Genomic DNA, 20,916 nt, shown 5'->3' with positions numbered 1-20,916 from the left:
TTGTTCGTATTATTCGCCGCCGCCGAACCGGCGCGACCACCAGCCGGCGCGACGCGGTGCGCCCGGCGTCTCGGTTGCCGCTTCCGGCGCGGGCTCGGGAGCAGGCGCCGGCGGAGCCAGCGGCTCCGGCGCTGCGGGCTCGCTCGGGCTGCTCGACATGAAGCTCACCTTCTCGCGGACCGTAGAGCGGCGCCGTGCCGCCTTGTCGTCGGATGCGGGTTCTTCCTCGACGACAGCAGCAGAAGGCGCGGAGTGGACCGGTGCTTCAGCCGGCGCCGGCGTATAGGGCTCAGGCTGAGGCATCTGCCGCTCAACCGGGGCGATGTCCTCCGAATGCGCAATTGACGGTGCCGTCTCGCTGCCGGAGCTATCGAAATCGGCCACAGCATCGGTTGCTTCCGAGGGCGGATTGCCGCCGAGCTCGTCGCCGATGGAGCCGGCAAGACCGTCCTCGCCGCCACCACGCCGACGGCGTCCGCCGCGACGACCACGCCGGCGGCGGCGGGCGTCTGCGCCGTGCTGTTCGCCGCGGGCTGCCTGGTCCTCGCCTTCCTCGCCATCCTGCTCGGACTCGGAATCCTCTTCGGCTTCGCCGGCGACCGCTGCCGTCTCTGGAAGCGTGGGCGCGCCATCTTCGCGTATCTCACCATCGCGCTGACCGCCGCGACCGCGACGCCGCCGGCGGCGCTTGCGGCCACGCTGGCCATCCTGCTCGGGCGAAGCATCGGCTGCGGCCTGCTCCTCGACGAGACCTTCGGTCTCCTCGGTCTCGATCTCGGATTCCAGCTCCGGATCGAACTCTTCGTCGTCAAAGGCTTCTTCCGCCAGCGGCGGCGGGCTTGCAGCCGCTTGCGCTGAGAGCAGCGCCTTGGCGGCTTCCAGCGTATGCACCTGCTCGCCGCGATCGATGAGATAGGCCTGCGGTCCGCTGACGCTGGGGTCGGCAATGACCGCGAGCGTGACCTTGAAGCCGTTCTCGAGATCGCGCAGATGACCGCGCTTGTGGTTCAGCACATAGAGCGCGACGTCGGTGCGGGTGCGGACCACGAGATTGTGGGTCGCGCCCTTCATCAGGATCTCTTCGAGCCCGCGCAGCAACTGCAGCGCCACCGAGGACACCGAGCGGACGTGGCCGGTGCCGCCGCAATGCGGGCAGGGATCGGTCGAGCTCTCCAGCACGCTGGCGCGGATGCGCTGGCGCGACATTTCCAGCAGGCCGAAATGCGAGATGCGGCCGACCTGGATGCGCGCGCGATCCTGCCTGAGGCAATCGGACAGCTTGCGCTCGACCGCACGGTTGTTGCGCTTCTCGTCCATATCGATGAAGTCGATGACGATCAGGCCAGCGAGGTCGCGCAGGCGAAGCTGGCGGGCGACCTCTTCGGACGCTTCCAGATTGGTCTTGAGCGCGGTATCCTCGATATGGTGCTCGCGGGTCGATCGTCCGGAGTTGACGTCGATCGAGACCAGCGCCTCGGTCTGGTTGATCACGATGTAGCCGCCGGAGCGCAATTGCACGGTCGGCGAGAACATCGCGTCCAGCTGGCTTTCGACGCCCATTCGGGAGAACAGCGGCTGGCCGTCGCGGTACTGCTTCACCGCGCTGACATTGGCGGGCATCAGCATCTTCATGAAGTCGCGCGCTTCGCGGTAGCCGGATTCACCGGCAACCGAAATCTCGTCGATCTCCTTGTTGTAGAGGTCGCGCAGCGAGCGCTTGATCAGCGAGCCTTCCTCGTAGACCAGCGTCGGGGCCTGCGACTTCAGCGTCAGGTCGCGCACCGTCTCCCACATCCGGATCAGATATTCGAAGTCACGCTTGATCTCGGGCTTGGTGCGGGCGGCGCCGGCGGTGCGCAGGATGATGCCCATGCCCTCGGGCACGTCGAGATCCTGCACCACTTCCTTCAGGCGCGAACGGTCCTGGGCCGAGGTGATCTTGCGGCTGATGCCGCCGCCACGAGCGGTGTTCGGCATCAACACGGCATAGCGGCCGGCGAGCGACAAATAGGTTGTCAGCGCAGCGCCCTTGTTGCCGCGTTCTTCCTTGACGACCTGCACCAGCATCACCTGGCGGCGCTTGATGACTTCCTGGATCTTGTACTGGCGGCGCGGGCGGAAGGTGCGCTCCGGCACTTCCTCGAGCACGTCGTCACCGCCGACGGATTCGACGTGTTCCTCTTCCGCTTCCTCGCCGTCTTCGTCATCATCCTCGTCGTCGTCCTCGGACGTCGCATCGGATTCGTGATGCGGAGCCTCGGTGCTCTCGCCGGCACCGTATACGGCGTCGGCCGGCTCAGCCGCGGCGGTCACGGCTTCGGCCAGAGCCTCGGCGTGCGCTTCGGAAGCGTGAGCTTCCTGGGGCTCGGCAACGGCTTCAGTCGCAATTGCAGGTTCGGCACCAATGGCCGCGACAGGCGCAGGCGTCTCGTCGGCATGATCGTGGTCATGATGATCGTGCTCGTCGTCGTGACCATGGTCATCATGATCATGCGCCTGATGATGATCGTCGTGCTCATGTCCTTCATGGTCATGATCGTCGTGATCATGCTCATGATGGTCGTGATGATCGTGGCCTTCGTGCTCGCCATCGGCGTGCAAGTGCTCGCCCTCATGCGCAGCGCCCTCGGCGTGCTCCGGAAGGAGTCCGCCCTCGACCGGCTGGGCCGCGGGATCGGCGCCTTCGACGACGTCGCTGCGGACGCGTTCGCCCTGACTGCGGCGGCGGGAATTGCGGTGGCGCGAGCGGCGGCGGCCGTGGGAGCGGTTCTCGCTCTCTTCCTCGGCCTCGCGATGGGCCTGCTCCTCGGCCTCGATCAGCGCCTGCCGGTCGGCGACCGGGATCTGGTAATAGTCGGGATGGATTTCGCTGAAGGCGAGGAAGCCGTGGCGGTTACCGCCATATTCGACGAAAGCGGCCTGGAGCGAGGGTTCGACCCTGGTGACCTTGGCGAGGTAGATATTTCCGCGCAGTTGCTTGCGTTGCGCGGTCTCGAAGTCAAACTCTTCGACGCGATTGCCGCGGACCACGACGACCCGGGTCTCTTCCGGGTGGGTGGCATCGATCAACATCTTGTTGGGCATGTCTTAGCTCTTGGCGGCGGCGGGCGCGATCGACCGTGGGCGCGAAAAGCGCTGCCGGGTGACGCGACGGTCCACCTGATTCGGGGGTGAGGGGAAGGCCGAAACGCCGTCTCTCGCGCCTCGCCGAATCGGAAGCTTCAGGACCGAAGCGGCGCGCGGGATTGTCACTCCGCAGCGTCGCGAAAGATCCTTCAGAATTCGTCGGCACAGTCTGGCGCATCAAGCGTCGGCCCGTATGAAACATTGGGCGGCGGGGCCGCCCCTAATCAGTTGCTGTTGGCCAGGCATGGCGCGTGCGCGCTCGCCCTGGATCACGAACCGCCCCCTTGGGATTAAGGGATCGGGTAACTGGCCGCGTCGCTGTCAAAACTGTCCCGGATACGCGAGTGGTAGCCGGGGACCGTCTGCCTGCCGGGGCTTGCCCCGCTCCACCTCGCTGCCGCGCACCGCGCTGGACTTAGAGGGAAACGGAAAACGCTGGAATTCCCAAACCTTGGGAGTTCCGGCGCTGCACCGGAGGCTGAATGCGACACAACCGGAAATTATTGGCCGTCAGCATTCCGTACATACGAGGAATGGGGCATTGGTGCAAGGGAGCGTCGCACGCCGGTCACAGTCGAAGAGTTTCGCGTTTCTGTCATTAAGGATCGATTAACCCTGTAGTTCTATTGCGTTAAAGAGGCTGCTCGGAGGCACGGAATCGGTGGCGAGCCGCGCAAATCAAAGGGTTTTGCTGGGATGTGCGCTTCTGTGCGCCGCAGCATTGCCATGTGCCGATTCCTCGCGCCTGAGCGCCGCCGAAAGCCCGGCGCAACCCTCTGTTGCGGTAGCGAATTTCCCGATCGCGACAGCCGCCCGGCTGGCCGGTGACGGCAAGCAGACCCGCTTCATTCTCGACCTCGACCAGACCGTCAGCTTCCGTGCGACGACGCTCGCCGACCCCTACCGCGTGGTGATCGACGTTCCCCAGGTCAATTTTCAGCTGGCGCCAGGCACCGGGGCCGGGCGAGGGCTGGTCAAGGCCTTCCGCTACGGGCTGGTGATGCCCGGCGGCTCCCGAATCGTGTTCGACCTGACCGGGCCCGCCAAGATCACCAATTCCTACGTGCTCGAAGCGGCCAATGGCCAGCCGGCCCGGCTGGTGCTTGAGCTGGAGGAGGTCGACCGCGCGGCGTTTGTGCAAACACCCGCCCCGGAGAATCGCCCCGAACTGCGGCCGACAATTGCCGCCGCGCCGCCGGCCATGGTTCCCGCGGCAGCGCCGGACCCGGCGCAGCAGAAGTCGGGGGCGCCGGCTGACGGCCGCCCGGTGGTCGTGATCGATCCCGGCCATGGCGGCATCGACAACGGTACCCAGTCGAGCGGCGAGAGCGAGAAGAATCTGGTGCTGGCCTTCGGCCTGGCGCTGCGCGACCGGCTGGAAAAGGCCGGCAAATACCGGGTGGTGATGACGCGGGACGACGACACCTTCATTCCGCTCAATGACCGGACCAAAGTTGCCCGCAATTTGAATGCCGCGCTGTTCGTCTCGATCCACGCCGACGCGCTGCCGAAGGCCGAGGGCGATGCGCAGGGCGCCACGATCTACACGCTCTCGGACAAGGCCTCCGACGCCGAAGCCCAGCGCCTGGCGGATGCCGAAAACCGCGCCGACGCGATTGCCGGATTCAATCTCGCGGAGGAGCCGACCGACGTCGCCGACATCCTGATTGATCTCACGCAGCGGGAAACCCGCACCTTTTCAAACCGTTTTGCGCATTTGCTGATGGGCGAAATGAAGACGACGGTGCGGATGCATAAGCATCCCCTGAAATCGGCTGGGTTCCGGGTGCTGAAGGCCCCCGACGTGCCTTCGGTGCTGGTCGAGATCGGCTACGTCTCCAACAAGGGCGACCTTGAGCACCTCGTGTCCGAGGGGTGGCGGTCGCGCGCCGTGGGCTCGATGGCCCAGGCGATCGACGCGTTCCTGGCCAAGCGGATGGCGATCGCGGGACCCGGGAATTGAGAAGGGAATGCCGGCTCCCGCTGTTAAGCCCTAGTTTGGCCACAGCGGACGCCTTATAAAAACGACGCAGGGGGTTCCGGAATCGACGAGAATCCCGTTCGGCAAGCGTCTCTCGGTCCGGCATTGATGTCGTTGAGTAGGCCGGTGAATGCGCGACGTGAGGATGGCGCCCGTTTGGGTGCTTTGGGCTGATCCTGGGATTGAACGGATAAACACATAATGCGCTTGCTTGTGCGGTTCATGGGCTTCCTGTTCGCTGCGGGAACGGTGTTGTTCCTTGTCGGTGTCGGCGCCGTGGCAGGCCTGATCTGGCATTTCTCCAAGGACTTGCCTGACTACTCTCAGCTTCAGGATTACGAGCCGCCCGTGATGACCCGCGTGCACGCGGTCGATGGCTCGCTGCTTGGCGAATACGCCAAGGAGCGGCGGCTTTACCTGCCGATCCAGGCGGTGCCGAAACTCGTGATCAATGCGTTTCTCGCCGCCGAAGACAAGAATTTCTACGAGCATGGCGGCATCGACTACACCGGCATGGCACGAGCAGGTCTGCTCTATCTTCAGAACTACGGCTCCAACCGCCGTCCGCAGGGCGCTTCCACCATCACCCAGCAGGTCGCCAAGAACTTCCTTCTCACCAACGAGGTCTCGTTCGCACGCAAGATCAAGGAAGCCTTGCTCGCGATGCGCATCGAGAAGACCTATTCGAAGGACAAGATCCTCGAGCTGTATCTGAACGAAATCTATCTCGGCCTCGGCGCCTACGGCATTGCCGCCGCCTCGCTGGTGTATTTCGACAAGTCGGTCAACGAGCTTACTGTCGCCGAAGCGTCCTATCTGGCCTCGCTGCCGAAGGCGCCCGCCGCATTACATCCGGTGAAGAACCGCGACCGCGCCATTGAGCGCCGCAACTACGTGATCGACCGCCTGCTGGAGAACGGTTGGATCAAGCAGGCGGACGCCGACAAGGCGCGCAAGGATCCGCTAATCGTCACCAATCGCACCAACGGCGCCCATACCTTCGCCGGCGAATATTTCGCCGAGGAGGTCCGCCGCGACATCTTCGAGCGCTATGGCGAGAAGAAGCTTTACGAGGGTGGCCTGTCGGTCCGCACCACGCTCGATCCGAAGATCCAGGTCATGGCGCGCAAGACCATGGTCGCCGGCCTCGTGAACTATGACGAGCAGCAGGGTTATCGAGGCGCCATCAGCAAGCTCGATATTTCGGGCGATTGGGGCGTCAAGCTCGCCGAGATCAAGTCGCTCTCCGACATCTCGCCATGGCGCATGGCGGTGGTGCTGGAGACCAGCGACCAGTCGGCGCGCATCGGCTTCCAGCCGGGCCGTGAGCTCGGCGGCGCCGTCAGCAAGCAGCGCGAGACCGGTATCGTCACGCTCGATGGCGTCAAGTGGGCGCGGGCGGCCCAGGGCAACACCAAGGGCAAGACGCCAACTTCTGTGGCGCAGGTGCTCCAGCCCGGTGACGTGATCTATGCTGATCCGCTCTTCAGCAAAGAGGGACAGCCGGTCGAAGGTCAGTACCGGCTGCGCCAGATCCCCGAAGTGTCGGGTGCGATGGTGGTGATGGATCCCTGGACCGGTCGCGTGCTGGCCATGGTCGGCGGCTTCTCGTTCGACCAGAGCCAGTTCAACCGCGCGACGCAGGCTTACCGCCAGCCGGGTTCGTCGTTCAAGCCGATCGTCTATTCGGCCGCCCTCGACAACGGCTATACGCCCTCGACGGTCGTGCTGGATGCGCCGATCGAAATCGACCAGGGCCAGGGCGCAGGCGTGTGGCGGCCCGAAAACTTCTCGGCCAACAAATATCAGGGACCGGTGACGCTTCGGAACGCGCTGCGGCAGTCGCTCAACACGGTGACCGTGCGCCTCGCTCAGGATATCGGCATGCCGCTGATCGGCGAATACGCGCGCCGCTTCGGCGTCTATGACGAATTGCCGAACTATCTCTCCTACGCGCTCGGCGCCGGCGAGACCACGGCGATGCGCATGGTCACGGCCTATTCGATGCTCGCCAATGGCGGCCGCCGGGTGAAGCCGACCTTGATCGACCGTATCCAGGACCGCTACGGCCATACCATCTTCAAGCACGACCAGCGCGAATGCCGCGGCTGCGACGCGCCCGGCGGCTGGAAGAACCAGGCCGAGCCGCAGCTGATCGACCGCCGCGAGCAGGTGCTGGACTCCATGACCGCCTATCAGATCACCGAGCTGTTGGAAGGCGTGGTCCAGGCCGGTACCGCGACCGTCGTCAGGGAAGTCGGCAAGCCGATCGCCGGCAAGACCGGCACCACCAACGAGGCCAAGGACGCCTGGTTCGTTGGCTTCTCGCCCGACATCGCGGTCGCCATCTACATGGGCTACGACAAGCCGCGTCCGCTGGGTAAGGGCAATGCCGCGACCGGTGGTCACCTGGCCGCGCCGATCGCGCGCGATTTCCTCAAGCTCGCGCTCGCCGACAAGCCTGCGGTTCCGTTCAAGGTGCCGGCCGGGATCAAGCTGATCCGCGTCGTCGCCAAGACCGGCATGCGTGCCGGTCCCGGTGAGACCAGTGGAACCATCCTCGAGGCCTTCAAACCGGGCACGGCGCCGCCGGACAATTACTCTGTTATCGGTGTTGCCGATGCCGACGGCCGCGTGCAGCCGTCGCAGCAGCAGCAGCCAGATTCCGGCTTCTTCATGCGGTCGGGCACCGGCGGGCTCTACTAGGCCAGCGGATAAGACAGACGATCACGGTTCCGGCGGTTGCGCTTTGCAGCCGCCGCCGCTACATCCCAATCCTAATTGCACGCGGGACCAAATCCCGATTGCACGCGGGACCAATTCCGCGAGACCAGAGAACGACATGCGCGCCGAAATCGAACGGTTGGTAGAAGAGATCAAGCAGTCAGTCGGGCTGCTGAGGAGGCATCTTTGACGTCGAGAAATCGACGGCGCGCCTCGCTGAGCTGAACAAGCTCGCAGAAGATCCCAATCTCTGGAACGATTCCCAGAAAGCCCAGAAGCTGATGCAGGAGCGCACCTCGCTGGAGGATTCGCTCTCGGGTATCGGCAAGGTCGAGCAGGAGCTCGAAGACGACATCGGCATGATCGAGCTCGGCGAGGCCGAGGGCGATGCCGGTGTCGTTGCCGAGGCTGAAGCCGCGCTCAAGACCCTCAAGAAGGAAGTGGCGCGGCGCGAGCTCGAGGCACTGCTCTCGGGCGAAGCCGACCGCTTCGATTCCTATCTCGAAGTCCATGCCGGCGCCGGCGGTACCGAGAGCCAGGACTGGGCGCAGATGCTGCTGCGCATGTACACGCGCTGGGCCGAAACGCACGGCTTCAAAGTCGAATTCCTCGAAGAGTCCGAGGGCGAAGAGGCCGGCATCAAATCCGCGACCATCCAGGTCTCCGGCCACAATGCCTATGGCTGGCTGAAGACGGAGGCCGGTGTGCACCGGCTGGTGCGGATCTCGCCGTTCGATTCCAACGCGCGACGGCACACCTCGTTTTCGAGCGTGCAGGTGTTTCCGGTCATCGACGACAGCATCAAGATCGACATCAAGGAATCCGACGTCCGTGTCGACACCATGCGATCGGGCGGCGCCGGCGGCCAGCACGTCAACAAGACCGAATCCGCGGTGCGCCTGACGCATATCCCGAGCGGCGTCGCGGTGGTGTGCCAGGCCGGCCGCTCCCAGCACAAGAACCGGGCGCAGGCCTGGGACATGCTGCGCGCACGTCTCTATCAGATCGAGTTGAAGAAGCGCGAGGAGAAGGCCGCCGCCGACCAGGCCGCCAAGACCGATATCGGCTGGGGCCACCAGATCCGCTCTTACGTGCTGCAGCCCTATCAGATGGTGAAGGATCTGCGCACGGGCGTGCAGACCTCCGACACGTCGGGCGTCCTCGATGGCGAGCTCGACGACTTCATGGCCGCAACATTGGCGCAGCGCGCCTTCGGCACCACCGGTGCCGACATCGAGGACGTGGACTAGCCAATGACCCGAATTGCCTTCATCGGGCTTGGACGGATGGGCCACGGCATGGCCGGCCGCTATCTCGATGCCGGCTTCACGGTGACGCTGTGGAATCGCAGCAAGGCCAAAGCGGAAGATTTGATCGCGCGCGGCGCGCATTGGACGACTTCGCCTGAGGATGCCGCAATCGATGCCGACGCCGTCGTCACCATGGTCGCTGACGACGAAGCCTCGCGCGCCGTCTGGCTCGGACCGAACGGCGCGGCCAAGACCGCCAAGGCCGGCACCATCGCGATCGAGTGCTCCACCGTCTCCTATGACCATGCCCGCGAGATGGGCCGCGAGCTCAATGCGCGTGGGTTGATCTACATCGATTGCCCCGTAACCGGATTGCCGGACGCGGCAGCCGCCGGAAAACTGACGCTGCTCGTCGGCGCCGACGCGGCCGACCTCGAGCGCGCGCGCCCGTTCCTCGAGCCGATCGGCTCGACCATCCGCCATTTCGGTGCGGTGGGCTCCGGCACAGTTTATAAGCTCATCAACAACCTCATGGGCGCGATCCAGATCGCCGGCCTCGCCGAGGGCCTTGCGATCGCCGAGCAGGCCGGGCTCGACATGAAGCTGGTGCTGGAGTCTATCCAGGCCGGTGTCGCGGCCAGCCCGCAGGTGCAGCGCCACTCCAAACGCATGGTCGCCCGCGACTTCAGCGGCGCGACCTTTACCTCGGCGCTGCGGCACAAGGATGCCGCTTATGCCGTGAAGCTTGCGGAGAGCCTGCTGGCCGGCAAGCCGCTGGTCTCGCGTGCAGCAGTCGAAGCCTATGCGCAGGCGAAGGCCACGATGCCCGACGACGACGAGGGCAGGATGATCGAGCTGGTGTCGCGTCCGAAGAAGCCGTCCTAACCGGGGCACATCGGCATGGGGCAGCCTCGATCGGACCGCGGTCTCGGCGTTGCCCTTGTCGCCGCAGCGGCGATTGCCTGGAGCACGGCGCCGTTCTTCACGCGGCTTCTGCCGTTCGATCCCTGGACCATCCTGTTCTGGCGCGGCCTGTTCGGCGGCAGCCTGATCACGATTTTTCTCGTCCTGATGCAGGGCCGCGGCGCGTTGCGGCAATTGGTGATGCCGGGACGCGGAGGCCTGCTCGTCGCGTCATTGTCAGCCATCGGCATGATCTCGTTCATTCCCGCGCTGCAGATGACGGATGTCATGAACGTCGCGGTGCTGATCGCGACGCAGCCGTTCGTCGCAGCCGCACTGGCGTGGCTGTGGCTCGGCGAGGCCGCGACATGGCGTACGTTGATCGCGAGCCTCGTTGCGTTTGCCGGCGTGGTCATCACCGTCGGCGGCGTCAGAGCCGGCGCCGATGTCGGCGGCGTGGAGCTGAGCTGCGTCATGGTGCTCGCCATATCGGCTATGACGGTCGTCGTCAGGCGCCACAGGGAGACGTCGATGGTTGCGGCTGCTGCGCTGTCGAATTTCCTGGGAAGCCTCGTCAGCCTTCCCTTCGCCCGCGACATCGCCCATGTCGGCGGCAATAGCCTCGCGATCCTGGCCATGTTCGGCTGTCTCCAGGTCGCGCTCGGCCTGACCTTCTACATGCTCGGCTCGCGCCTGTTACCCTCCGGACAGGCCTCACTGATCGCAACGCTGGAGACACCGCTGATGGCGTTCTGGATCTGGGTCGGATTTCGTGAGGTGCCTGCCGTCCACGCGCTCATTGGCGGAGCTCTGGTGATCGGGGCGGTCGTTGCCGACATTACGGGTGGCACCCGATCGCGCGAGCGGTCTTAGATTATGTCAGTCTCGGAAATCGGGTGGCAATCTTCATTACGCCGTACTAGGCGGTGGGACTGACCACCGATGTGAGACGCCATGTCCCCGAACGACAATCGGATTGATGCGCGAGACTGGTCGCTGCTCGCCATCCTCTCGGTGCTCTGGGGCGGCTCGTTCTTCCTCAATGGCGCGGCGCTGCGGGAATTGCCGCCGCTGACGCTGGTGTTCCTGCGCGTGGCGCTGGGCGCGATCATTCTGCTGCCGCTGCTTCGAATGCGGGGCATTGGCTTTCCCAAGGGCATGACGGGCTGGAAGCCGTTCGTCGTGATCGGTCTGCTCAACAACGTCATTCCGTTCTCGCTGATCGTGGCTGGCCAGACCTTCATTCCGAGTGGATTGGCGTCGATCCTGAATGCGACCACGCCGCTGTTCACCGTGATCGTGATGGCGGCGGCGGGCGAGGAGGTGTTGCAGGTGCGGCGCGTGGCCGGGGTCGCGCTCGGCATTGCCGGTGTGATCATTCTCAGAGGCTGGGGCGTCGAGACGCGGACCGGGCAGGGGCTAGGCATCCTGCTCTGCCTCGGCGGTGCCTTCAGCTATGGCTTCGCGGCGCTCGCGGCACGGCGGCTCCTGAAGGACTCGCCGCCGCTGGGAACGGCGACGTTTCAGCTGATAGCGTCGACGGTGATGATGGCGGTCGTCGCCGGTGCAATCGAGCGACCGTGGCGTCTTCCCGTTCCGGGTCTGGCGACTTGGCTTGCGGTGCTCGGCCTTGCCGCGCTCTCGACGGCGCTCGCCTACATCGTCTTCTTTCAGATCATACGACGTTCAGGCGCGACCAATGTGATGCTGGTGACGCTGCTCATTCCCGTTACCGCCATTTTGTTGGGATGGCTGGTGCTGGGTGAGCCGATCTCCATGCGCGAGATCGCAGGCGCGATCGTCATCGGCAGCGCGTTGCTCGTGATCGACGGGCGGGCAGTGAGAATGCTGCAGCGCGTCGGGTAGGTTCCCGGCCCTCGTTTCACCTTGCGGAAAATCCTGTCGCTTGCCAGCGGCCGGCCGTCTTGCGACACTCCCTCAAAATAAGAACGACAAAATACAGGGGAGAGAACGATGCTGGGTCGTCGCGAAAATCTTGCTGCCCTCGCAATGCTTGCTGCCGGCGTGCTCGTCACGACACCGGCCTCGGCGCAGAAGACATACGATCCCGGCGCCAGCGACACCGAAATCAAGATCGGCAACATCATGCCCTATAGCGGGCCGGCGTCGTCCTATGGCGTGATCGGCAAGACCGAGGCCGCGTTCTTCAGGATGATCAACGATCAGGGCGGCATCAACGGTCGCAAGATCAACTTCATCAGCTATGACGACGCCTATTCGCCGCCGAAGGCGATCGAGCAGGCGCGCAAGCTGGTCGAGAGTGACGAGGTGCTGCTGATCTTCCAGTCGCTTGGAACGCCATCGAACTCCGCGATCATGAAATACATGAACGCCAAGAAGGTGCCGCAGCTCTTCGTCGCCTCCGGCGGCACCAAGTTCGGCGATCCCAAGAACTTTCCGTGGACGATGGGGTTCCAGCCGAACTACCAGAGCGAGGGGCGCATCTACGCGAAGTACATCCGCGACAATTTCCCGAACGGCAAGATCGCGGTGTTCTGGCAGAACGACGATGCCGGCAAGGACCAGTTCAAGGGCCTGAAGGACGGGCTTGGCGACAAGGTCAGCATGATCATCGCCGACAAATCCTACGAGGTCAGCGATCCCTCGATCGACTCGCAGATCGTCGCCTTGCATGATTCCGGCGCCGACATCTTTTTCTCATGGGCGGCGCCGAAGGGCTCAGCGCAGGCGATCCGGAAGGTTGGCGAGCTCGGCTGGAAGCCAAAGTTTTTCCTGGCCAACACCGCGACCTCGGTCGCTTCGGTGCTGAAGCCCGCTGGGCTCGACTATTCCAAGGACATCATCTCAACCATCTATTTGAAGGAGCCGACAGATCCGACCTGGGACAAGGACCCGGCCGTGATCAAATGGCGCGAATTCATGGACAAGTATTATCCTGATGGCGACAAGACCAATGCGAACAACGTCTACGGTTACGTGCAGGCTGAGGCGATGGTGCAGGTGCTGAAGCAGTGTGGCGACACTCTCACGCGCGACAACGTCATGAAGCAGGCGGCCAGCCTGAAGAATTTCCACACCGACATGATGCTGCCCGGCATCTTGGTCAACACCTCGCCCGATGATTACTTTCCGATCGAGCAGATGCAGCTGATGCGCTTCAACGGGCAGGCCTGGGAGCTATTCGGCGACGTCATTACCGGCGAGGTCGGCCACGAACGCAGCCAGTAGTCAGTGCTGGCTGTCGGCTTTCGTCCTGGCGGCCATGCCGCCGGCAACGCCGACGCCGAGCACGTAGATCCAGCCCTCGTGGAAATCGAACAGATGCGAGTTGAGTGCCGAGCTCGCGATGTTCTGCACGACGACGACGAGGCCGATCCAGGCGGCAAGACTGTCACCCGTGAACAGGCGAAGATGGGCGATCCACATCGCGTAGAGCAGGATGACGCCCAACAGTCCCCATTGCACCGCGACGTTCAGGGTTTGGTTGTGTGGGTTGCTGACGATTTCGGCGTCGAGGCTGCTCTCGCCCGAAGCAGCGCGCTCGAACTGCCGCTTGATCGAGCCGGTGCCGTGGCCGAATAGGGGCGCCTTGGCAAAGGCGGAGGCGGATTTGCGCCAATAGGTCAGGCGCTGCGCGGTCGAGGCGCGGCTGATGTCCTCGTGCCCGTGCTGATATTCCACGGCGATGTCGGTGATACGCTGACGCAGATAGGGCGATGCCGTCCAGGCTAGCGCGCTTGCGGCAACCGCGCCGGCGAGCAGCAGCAGCGCAGCGCGCCGGCTCAGGTGCCGCCAGGCAAACAGCAGCAGCAGGACTGCGATGCAGAGCAGCGCCGTACGGGCGGAGGCGACGAACACCATGTTGGCGACGAATAGCAGGATCAGCGCCAGGCACGCGGCGGTTCCGATCACGCTCCCACCGCGCCAGAAGCTCAGCGCCGGCAGCGCGAGCGCGAAGGCGCACAACGTGAACTCCTGACTCTGGTCGATGTAGTTCTTGACGGGAACGCCGGCAGACGCGGTTGCCGTCAGTTTCCAGGCGGGATCGAGCAGCACGATCCAGGACAACACCGCAAGCAGCGTGCAGGAGGCGAGAAAGGCAAGGCAAACCGTGAAGCCGCGCTCCGACCGGCTGAAATGATAGAGCAGCGGCGGAATCAGCACGAGCTTTGCGACCGGCTTGATCGCATGCAGCCGGTCGGCCCAGTCGCCATCCGACCACAGCGTACCCAGAAGCCCGAGCAGCAGCACGACGAAGGGCAGGGCGTAAGCAGGCCGAGCGAGCCGGTGCGCATAGTCCGGCCAGTCGATGGTGAGCGTCACGGCCAATAGCCAGAGCCCGACGAAGATCGAGGGCACTGTGGTCGACCACGGCAGTGACGCCGCGGTCAATGCGGCGAGCACGTCGGCGGCGCGGATCAGCGTGGCTGAGCGTTGGTCGGCCCGAGCGGTGCGACCAGCGCGCGCCGCAGCTTCGGCGGTCATGGCCACGGCGTCTATTGCGCCGCGGCCAGCCGTTCCGGCGGCATATATTGCCCGAGGAAATCGCGGGCCTGGGTCTGGTAGCCGAAGCGCTCCGCAAGATCGGAGCGGCGGGCCCGGATTCGGCCGCGACATTCCTCCTGCCGCGCCAGCACGCGGGTGACGGAGGCCACGATCGACTCGATCGCGAACGGATCGAAATAGTCGGCGAGCTCGCCTGCGACCTCTCGGAACACGGCGATATCCGAGCAGAGGACTGGCGTGTTTGCGGCCAGCGCCTCGATGATCGGGATGCCAAAACCTTCGGCAAGGCTCGGCATGATCAGGCCGTGGGCGTCCGCAATCAGGGCCGCCTTCTCATGTTCGTCCACGTAGCCGACGAAGCGAATGTTCGGCGGAAGATTGCGCATCCGGCTGATCTGGCCGGCATAGCCGATCACGACGAGATCGGCCTGGGGGATGTTGCGGAAGGCGCGGATGACGGTGGCGACGTTCTTGCGCGGCTCGTTCGACACGATGACGACAAAGCTCGGCCGCCCCGGACGCCCCGACGGGGCTGGGAGGTGCAGGACATCCGGGGCGTCGAACCGGGTGCGGGGATAGACGACCCGCGCCGGCAGGTGCGCAAATTGCGGTAACAGCTCCCTGAACCGCATCATGCTGTAGTTTGAAACGAAGGCGAGCTCGTCGGCCTGATGCAGACTGGTGCGGATTCGCGCCAGGAACTGCCGCGTGGCGATGTCGCTGAGCTTGAGGTCGGTGAGCGGCAACAAATCGTGGACCACGCAGATCACCTTGGCATCCGGCTTGCGCCGGATCGCCACGCGTGTCGGCGTGTCCACGATGATGACGTCATAGTCGCGCGCGTCGATCCGCGGCGGCGGCAGCAGGAAGAAGGCCGAGGAGTCCTGATAGTTGAAGAACCCGGGCTCGAGCTGGAAGTCGCGGAACAGTCCGAGATGGCGCAGATCCGGCGGAATGTATTCGAGCGCGGCGGTCTTGTTTTCGATCAGCCGCGCGTGCAGGCCGCGCAGGCCGATCGCGCGCAGCAAGCAGAGCAAATTGTCCCGCGACAGCAACGAGGTGGCCCTGTGGCGGAGCCAGTCGAACTTGCCGCGCGTGCCGCTGAGCGTTACCGGCCCGCTGACGTTGACTTCGTCGAGGAAGCGATAAAGAGCGAGCAGCTCGATATTGCGCGACTGCAGCGGAAACAGCCTGGTGCGTCGTTCGCGCCGACACAGCTTGCGATAGCGCTTCGAGGTCTCCACCAGCAGCGTGAGGTCGTGGCCCTCCGACGCCAGCGAACGTACCAATTCGCGGGTGAAATGGAAGATGCCTCGCTTGTGATTGGGCTGCCCGAGCGACTCGGAGACAACGAGGATATTCTGTTTCATGCACGTTTCTCGCGAAGCTCGAAGGCGTGAGTGATCGGCGGCTCGACCGCGACGGTCGAGGCGATGCGGCCGTGATCGAGGTTGATGATGCTGGTGCAGGTGCGGCGTAACAGCGGCTGGTCGTGCGAGGCGATGATCACGATCGCGGCCTGCGAGACCAGGTTCTGCAGCCGCTTCTCGGCCTTCTCGGCAAAGTGCTCGTCGACCACGCTCAGCCATTCGTCGAGCAGCAGGATGTCGGCCGGAAAGGCCGTCGCGGTCGCAAACAGCACGCGCATCAGCATGCCCGAGGAGAACATCCGCAACGGCAGCCGCTGCATGCGCTCTTCGAGCTCGGTGAAGGCCCAGATCTCGTCGATCACGGCGCGGGTCGGCTTGCGGCCGCTGATCCGCAGCAGGAGGGCGATGTTGTCCTCGGCGATGAAGTCGAGGTTCACGCCGGCGTTGAGGCCGAGCAGGGGCACGACGTTGCCGCTGATCGCGACGCGGCCACTGCTCGGGGGATAGACGCCTGCGATCAGCCGCAACAGCGTCGACTTGCCGGAGCCGTTGGGGCCGGCAAGGCCGATGCGCGCGCCGGCCTCGGCTTCGATGGTGACGTTGTCGACGGCGCGGATGATCCGCATCTCGCCCTTTTCGCGGAAGAGGTGGCCGAGCAGCCGCCGCTTCAGCGAGAAGTCGTAGGCGCCGTAGAGCGGATAGTCGAGGCAGACATTGCGCAGGCTGATCGCGGCCATCAGTCAGATCCAGAACGCGGCTTTGCGCAAATGGACCAGCGTCAGCACGCTCGCACAGAGCAACAGCGCCAGCGCCACCAGGACATAGATGACGCTGGTCGCATCGACATGGCCGCCGGCAAGCGGCTCGCGCCACACCGCGAACAGATGGGTCAGCGGATTGAGGCGCATCACGGTCGAGCGATGATTGATCATGTCGGCGGACCAAATCACGGGCGAGGCGAGGAAGGCGAGCATCAGCGTGGATTCGATGATCGGCTTGAGGTCGCGATACCGCGTCGCCAGCGCGCCGAGCACGAGGCTCAAGCCGAAGGTGCAGGTCACGAACAGGAGGAGACCGGGAAGGGCTGCCAGCGCGCCCGAAAGATCGTGCGGCGTGAGCAGCAGCCAGAGAATGAGCGGTACGCAGGCGTTGTGGAGGGCGAACAGCCCCTGACGGAACGTGCATTGCAGGAGGAAGATCACCGGCGGCAGCGCACGATCGCGGATCAGGCTCGCGGAATTCTGGAGTGCCGTAGTCGCATCGAGCACGACGCTGTTCAGGAAGGTCCAGGCCGTCATCGAGAGCGCCAGCATGGGCAGCCGCGACATCATATCTGCGTTTGACATCTGGCCGATCACCGACCCGAGCACCGCGACCACGATCGCCATCTGGAGCGACATCCAGAACGGCCCCAGGAGCGAGCGGACATAGCGGTGGCGCATGTCGGACCAGGCCAGCGCCGCGGCGATCCGCAAGCTGTCCAGCCAGCCCGTGACCTGCGTCGGCTCGGCGGCTGGCGCGACCTCGTCATAAGGCGCAGTGACGGCCGCGCGATAGACGGTTTCCATACCGTCCTTGAAGGCCGTGGCGGAGTAGCGGCTCACGGCGCGCGCCCGGGCCGATAGCCCCATGCGGCGGCGGCACTCAGGATCGCTGATCAGGGTCTCGATGGCCTCGCCGAGCTTCTCGGCGTCGCCCGGCGGCACCGTGATCGCCTCCATGCCATGGCGGGCCACACGGGGCACCGCCGTGTCGAGCGCGGTGTTCACGACGGGGCGGCCGGCGGCCATGGCCTCGAGCTGGACGAGGCCGAAGGTTTCGGCATTGGTGACGGACGGCATCGCGAAGACGTCGGCAAGGCACATCAGCTTGATGCGCTCGCAATCATTGACGGAGCCGAGCAGGCGCACGCGACCGCCGAGGCCGAGCTCGGCGATCAGCTGCTCGAGTCGAGGCCGCTCGGCGCCTTCGCCGATGATCCAGACCTCGAAAGGGCGGTTCACGGCGGCACGGATCAGCACGTCGAACCCCTTGTAGGGCACGAGCCGACCGCAGGCGAGCACGAGGCGGCCACGATCATTGACGTGGTGCGGCTCGATCTTCGGCCAGTCGTAGACACTTGTGTCGATGCCGAACGGCACGACATGGCATTTGTCGTCGAATTCCCGCAGCAGCGGCGTCTCGTCGACCAGCACGCGGTCGGAGACGATGATCGCCTTGGCGCAACGCAGCGTCCGCCGCATCAAGGGCTCGATGAACCAGCGCAAGCCGGCATGGGTGACGATGTCGGCATGCCAGTGCACGACCAGCGGCCGATTGCGGCCGAAGCCGAGGGCGAAGACGAGGTCGGCGAGCGGAAAGGGCGCATGCAGCGCCAGCAGGTCGTGCTCGGCGATCTTTTGCCACAGCCGCCAGGGGTAGGTGGGCGCTGCCGGCAGGGACAGCACATTGCCGAACGAGCGGACGCGTTCGACCGGCACGTCGTTGACGACGATCTGGCGCCGCTCGGCCGATTGCGAGCAGACCAGCACGGCGGAGGCGAAGGCATCCTTCAGGCTAGCGCAGATGTCGCGGATCACCGTGAGCGTGCCGCCAAACAGGTCGGGATAATAGATCTTGAAGATGTGCAGCACCGACGGACGGCGCGGGGGAGAGCTGGTGTGATGCATGACGGGGCTCAGCCTGCGAGAAGCGCTGCGACGAATGGTGCGGCCAGCACCGAGATGAAGATCACGCCGCGCAAGAGCGCCGGCAGCATCGGCTCGATCGCGCCGGCACGACTCCCGTCGGGAGACGGTAGTGCTCGCAGTGAACTGAAATTGCGGACCAAGCGGTCAGCCATGGGTGAAGTCCCTTTACGTCGCGCCCTCAGTGGGGTTCCGTATATGTGGGAAAATTTACCACGTCAATCGCGAAATGGGAAAATGTGGGATTGTGTCCCACGTGGCGCGTCGCTACAATTCAGACATGAATGCCAAGTCCGGGCCCAAAGCGGCGGCGCCAGAGCCGAATGCCGCCACAAAGCTGCATGCGCCGCTGGCGCGGCTGCTGCGCCCGCTCGTGCGGCTCTGCATTCGCAGCGGCATGACCTTTCCGGCCCTGGCACAATTGCTCCGTGAGCTCTTCGTCAACGTCGCCGAACATGATTTCGCGCTTGAAGGCAAAGAGCAGACCGACAGCCGAGTCAGCCTGCTCACCGGCATTCACCGCAAGGAGGTGGCGCGGCTGCGCGGCGCCGGCGCGCCGGTGCACGAGACGCCCGCGGCGCTGTCGCTGACGAGCGCGGTGATCGCGCGCTGGCTCGCTGCCCCGGAATTCACCGATGCGAAGGGCGAGCCGCTGGCGCTGCCGCGCACCGCCGAGGGCGATGCGCCCTCGTTCGAGCAGCTCGTCGCCTCCGTCACCAAGGACGTGCGCCCGCGCGCGGTCCTCGACGAATGGGTCGACCGCAAGCTCGTCACCATCAACGCGGCTGACGAGATCGAGCTCGTGGAGGCAGCCTTCGTCCCGAGTGGTGCGGACGACAGCAAATGGCATTATCTCGGCCGCAATCTGCATGACCATATTGCGGCCGCCGCCGAAAACGTGTCGGGACCGGCGCCGCGCTTTCTCGAACGCGCGGTGCATTACAACAACATCTCGCCGAAGCTCGCGAAGCGCCTTGAGGCACGCTCGCGCGAGCTTGCGATGGAGGCGCTCAAGACCGCCAACCGCGAGGCCAACCGCGCGCTCGCCAAGGACAAGGGAGGCGACGCCCGCTGGAATTTCGGCATCTACATCTATAGCGAGGATGCCGATCAGGAAAACGAGGCCAAGGATGTCGGCAAGGATATCGGCAAGGATATCGGCAAGGATGATGCCGGCAAAAAAGAGGGCAGCTCCTCATGAGCCGGCCGCCGCTGATTTCGCGCCGTCTGTTGCTGGCCGGTTTCTGGCTTGCCGGAACTGCGATTGCGCGCGCGCAGGTCAAGCGCGGCACCGACCAGGGCATCGGCGGCACCGGCATCACGCGCGGTGACGATCATGGCATCGGCGGTACCGGCATCGTCGGCGTTATCCAGCGTTTCGGCAGCATCTACGTCAATGGCGAGCGCGTCACCTATGCGAGCGACGTGCCGGTGCGCATCGACGGCGAGGCTGCGAGCCCGAAAGCGCTGCGCATCGGACAGCTCGCGCGCGTGGTCGCAACCCGGCAGGCCGACGGCACGCTGGTCACCCGCAATATCGCGATCGCGAGCGAGGTCGCAGGGCCAATCGAATCGGTGAAGGGCAATGAGCTGACGGTATTGGGCCAGAAGATCGTAGCTAGCAGCAAGGAGAGCAAACTCCGTACGGGCACGCAGGTGGCCGTCTATGGCCTGCGCCGGACCGACGGTGTGATCGTTGCAAGTCTGGTCGCGCCTCGGACGAACGCAGCCGAACGCATCACGGGTCTGGTCGAGCGCGGACCCGACGGGCTGCATATTGGCGGGTTGAAGCTGAGCGGCGTCGATCCCTTGCTGGTCGGCCAGCGCGTCCAGATCGAGGGCAGTGCGAGCCAAGGCGCAATGCAGGCCGCGCGCACGCGCATCGACGATTTCTCGGATCTCGTCGGCGCGAGCCGTCTCTCGATCGAGGCCTATGTGCAGCGCGCGGGCTCCAGCCTGCGACTCGGCTCGGGGCTCGTCGCCCGTGACAGCTCGCGCTTCGGGCCGGCGGCGGGCGAAGCGCGCATGGTCGTCAATGGTGTGTTCGATCGCTCGCGCGGACTTCAGGTCGAGTCGACGCAGGCGATCAGCCAGAGTCCGGAGGCGCCTCCGTCTGGCGGCGGCAATTCCGGCCGGTCACCCGGCGGTTCGATCATGCATCCGGAACGAACCGCGCCGGCTCCGGGCAGCAGCCAGCCCGGCGCACCAGGAGCGTCTGCGCCCGGATCGAATCCCGGGGCAAACCCAGGCACAGGACCAAGCGGCCCGACAGGCCCCGGTGGTTTTGGCACGCCCGGCGGAGGCCCGATGGGGCCTGGCGGTGGCATGGGTGGTGGCGGCTTCGGTGGTCCCGGTGGCGGGATGGGCGGCGGCCGGCGCTAAGGACC

Annotated in this window: 15 protein-coding genes; 9 read left to right on the top strand and 6 right to left on the bottom strand. The window is 65.0% G+C overall.

Features of this window, described 5'->3' with window-relative positions; translation table 11 throughout:
- Window positions 1–9: 9 nt before the first annotated feature.
- On the bottom strand, window positions 10–3,084 hold the full coding sequence (locus tag JJE66_RS20540; protein WP_200516334.1) for a ribonuclease E/G: 3,075 nt from the start codon (window positions 3,082–3,084) through the stop codon (window positions 10–12).
- 703 nt (window positions 3,085–3,787) lie between these two features.
- On the opposite strand from JJE66_RS20540, the gene JJE66_RS20535 reads away from it, so the two are divergent.
- The 7 genes from JJE66_RS20535 to JJE66_RS20505 all read left to right on the top strand — a co-directional run bounded on the left by JJE66_RS20535 (window position 3,788) and on the right by JJE66_RS20505 (window position 13,194).
- Entirely contained in the window at window positions 3,788–5,089 is a 1,302-nt protein-coding gene (locus tag JJE66_RS20535) for an N-acetylmuramoyl-L-alanine amidase (protein ID WP_200516333.1), read from the top strand.
- Between the two features lie 219 nt (window positions 5,090–5,308).
- Window positions 5,309–7,813 carry a penicillin-binding protein 1A gene (locus JJE66_RS20530; RefSeq protein ID WP_200516332.1) on the top strand — a complete coding sequence of 835 codons (2,505 nt, stop codon included), beginning with the start codon at window positions 5,309–5,311 and terminating at the stop codon, window positions 7,811–7,813.
- Window positions 7,814–7,949: 136 nt separating this feature from the next.
- A protein-coding gene (gene prfB / locus JJE66_RS20525; RefSeq protein ID WP_200516331.1) for a peptide chain release factor 2 occupies window positions 7,950–9,081 on the top strand; the annotation gives its coding sequence in 2 pieces (ribosomal slippage) (window positions 7,950–8,018 and window positions 8,020–9,081; 1,131 coding nt in all).
- 3 nt (window positions 9,082–9,084) lie between these two features.
- On the top strand, window positions 9,085–9,966 hold the full coding sequence (locus tag JJE66_RS20520; protein ID WP_200516330.1) for an NAD(P)-dependent oxidoreductase: 882 nt from the start codon (window positions 9,085–9,087) through the stop codon (window positions 9,964–9,966).
- A gap of 15 nt (window positions 9,967–9,981) precedes the next feature.
- Window positions 9,982–10,857: a DMT family transporter gene (locus tag JJE66_RS20515; RefSeq protein ID WP_200516329.1), complete on the top strand. Its 876-nt coding sequence runs from the start codon at window positions 9,982–9,984 to the stop codon at window positions 10,855–10,857.
- Window positions 10,858–10,938: 81 nt separating this feature from the next.
- The gene (locus JJE66_RS20510; RefSeq protein WP_200516328.1) at window positions 10,939–11,850 is read left to right on the top strand and encodes a DMT family transporter; all 912 of its coding nucleotides are present in this window, start codon (window positions 10,939–10,941) and stop codon (window positions 11,848–11,850) included.
- A gap of 108 nt (window positions 11,851–11,958) precedes the next feature.
- The gene (locus JJE66_RS20505) at window positions 11,959–13,194 is read left to right on the top strand and encodes an ABC transporter substrate-binding protein (RefSeq protein WP_200516327.1); all 1,236 of its coding nucleotides are present in this window, start codon (window positions 11,959–11,961) and stop codon (window positions 13,192–13,194) included.
- On the opposite strand, the gene JJE66_RS20500 is transcribed toward JJE66_RS20505, so the two are convergent.
- From JJE66_RS20500 to JJE66_RS20480, 5 genes are read right to left on the bottom strand one after another with little or no spacing between them, the layout of a single operon-like run.
- Entirely contained in the window at window positions 13,195–14,451 is a 1,257-nt protein-coding gene (locus JJE66_RS20500) for an O-antigen ligase (protein ID WP_200516326.1), read from the bottom strand.
- An 11-nt stretch (window positions 14,452–14,462) separates the two neighbouring features.
- Window positions 14,463–15,842 carry a glycosyltransferase family 1 protein gene (locus JJE66_RS20495; RefSeq protein WP_200516325.1) on the bottom strand — a complete coding sequence of 460 codons (1,380 nt, stop codon included), beginning with the start codon at window positions 15,840–15,842 and terminating at the stop codon, window positions 14,463–14,465.
- Window positions 15,839–16,579, bottom strand: a complete 741-nt coding sequence (locus JJE66_RS20490) for an ABC transporter ATP-binding protein (RefSeq protein ID WP_200516324.1) — start codon at window positions 16,577–16,579, stop codon at window positions 15,839–15,841. Before JJE66_RS20490 ends, JJE66_RS20495 begins: the two co-directional genes overlap by 4 nt.
- 3 nt (window positions 16,580–16,582) lie before the next feature.
- Entirely contained in the window at window positions 16,583–18,511 is a 1,929-nt protein-coding gene (locus JJE66_RS20485) for a glycosyltransferase (protein ID WP_200516323.1), read from the bottom strand.
- A gap of 8 nt (window positions 18,512–18,519) precedes the next feature.
- The gene (locus JJE66_RS20480; RefSeq protein WP_200516322.1) at window positions 18,520–18,684 is read right to left on the bottom strand and encodes a hypothetical protein; all 165 of its coding nucleotides are present in this window, start codon (window positions 18,682–18,684) and stop codon (window positions 18,520–18,522) included.
- Between the two features lie 125 nt (window positions 18,685–18,809).
- Between JJE66_RS20480 and JJE66_RS20475 the strand changes: the two genes are divergently transcribed.
- Complete coding sequence (locus JJE66_RS20475; RefSeq protein ID WP_200516321.1) at window positions 18,810–19,730, top strand: DUF6502 family protein; 921 nt, start codon at window positions 18,810–18,812, stop codon at window positions 19,728–19,730.
- Window positions 19,727–20,911: a DUF5666 domain-containing protein gene (locus tag JJE66_RS20470; protein ID WP_200516320.1), complete on the top strand. Its 1,185-nt coding sequence runs from the start codon at window positions 19,727–19,729 to the stop codon at window positions 20,909–20,911. Before JJE66_RS20475 ends, JJE66_RS20470 begins: the two co-directional genes overlap by 4 nt.
- Window positions 20,912–20,916 lie beyond the last annotated feature (5 nt).

Source organism: Bradyrhizobium diazoefficiens (genome assembly GCF_016612535.1).
Taxonomy (GTDB): Bacteria; Pseudomonadota; Alphaproteobacteria; order Rhizobiales; family Xanthobacteraceae; genus Bradyrhizobium; species Bradyrhizobium diazoefficiens_C.
Note: the sequence above shows the minus strand (reverse complement) of the source record. Positions and strands in the feature narration are given on the sequence as shown.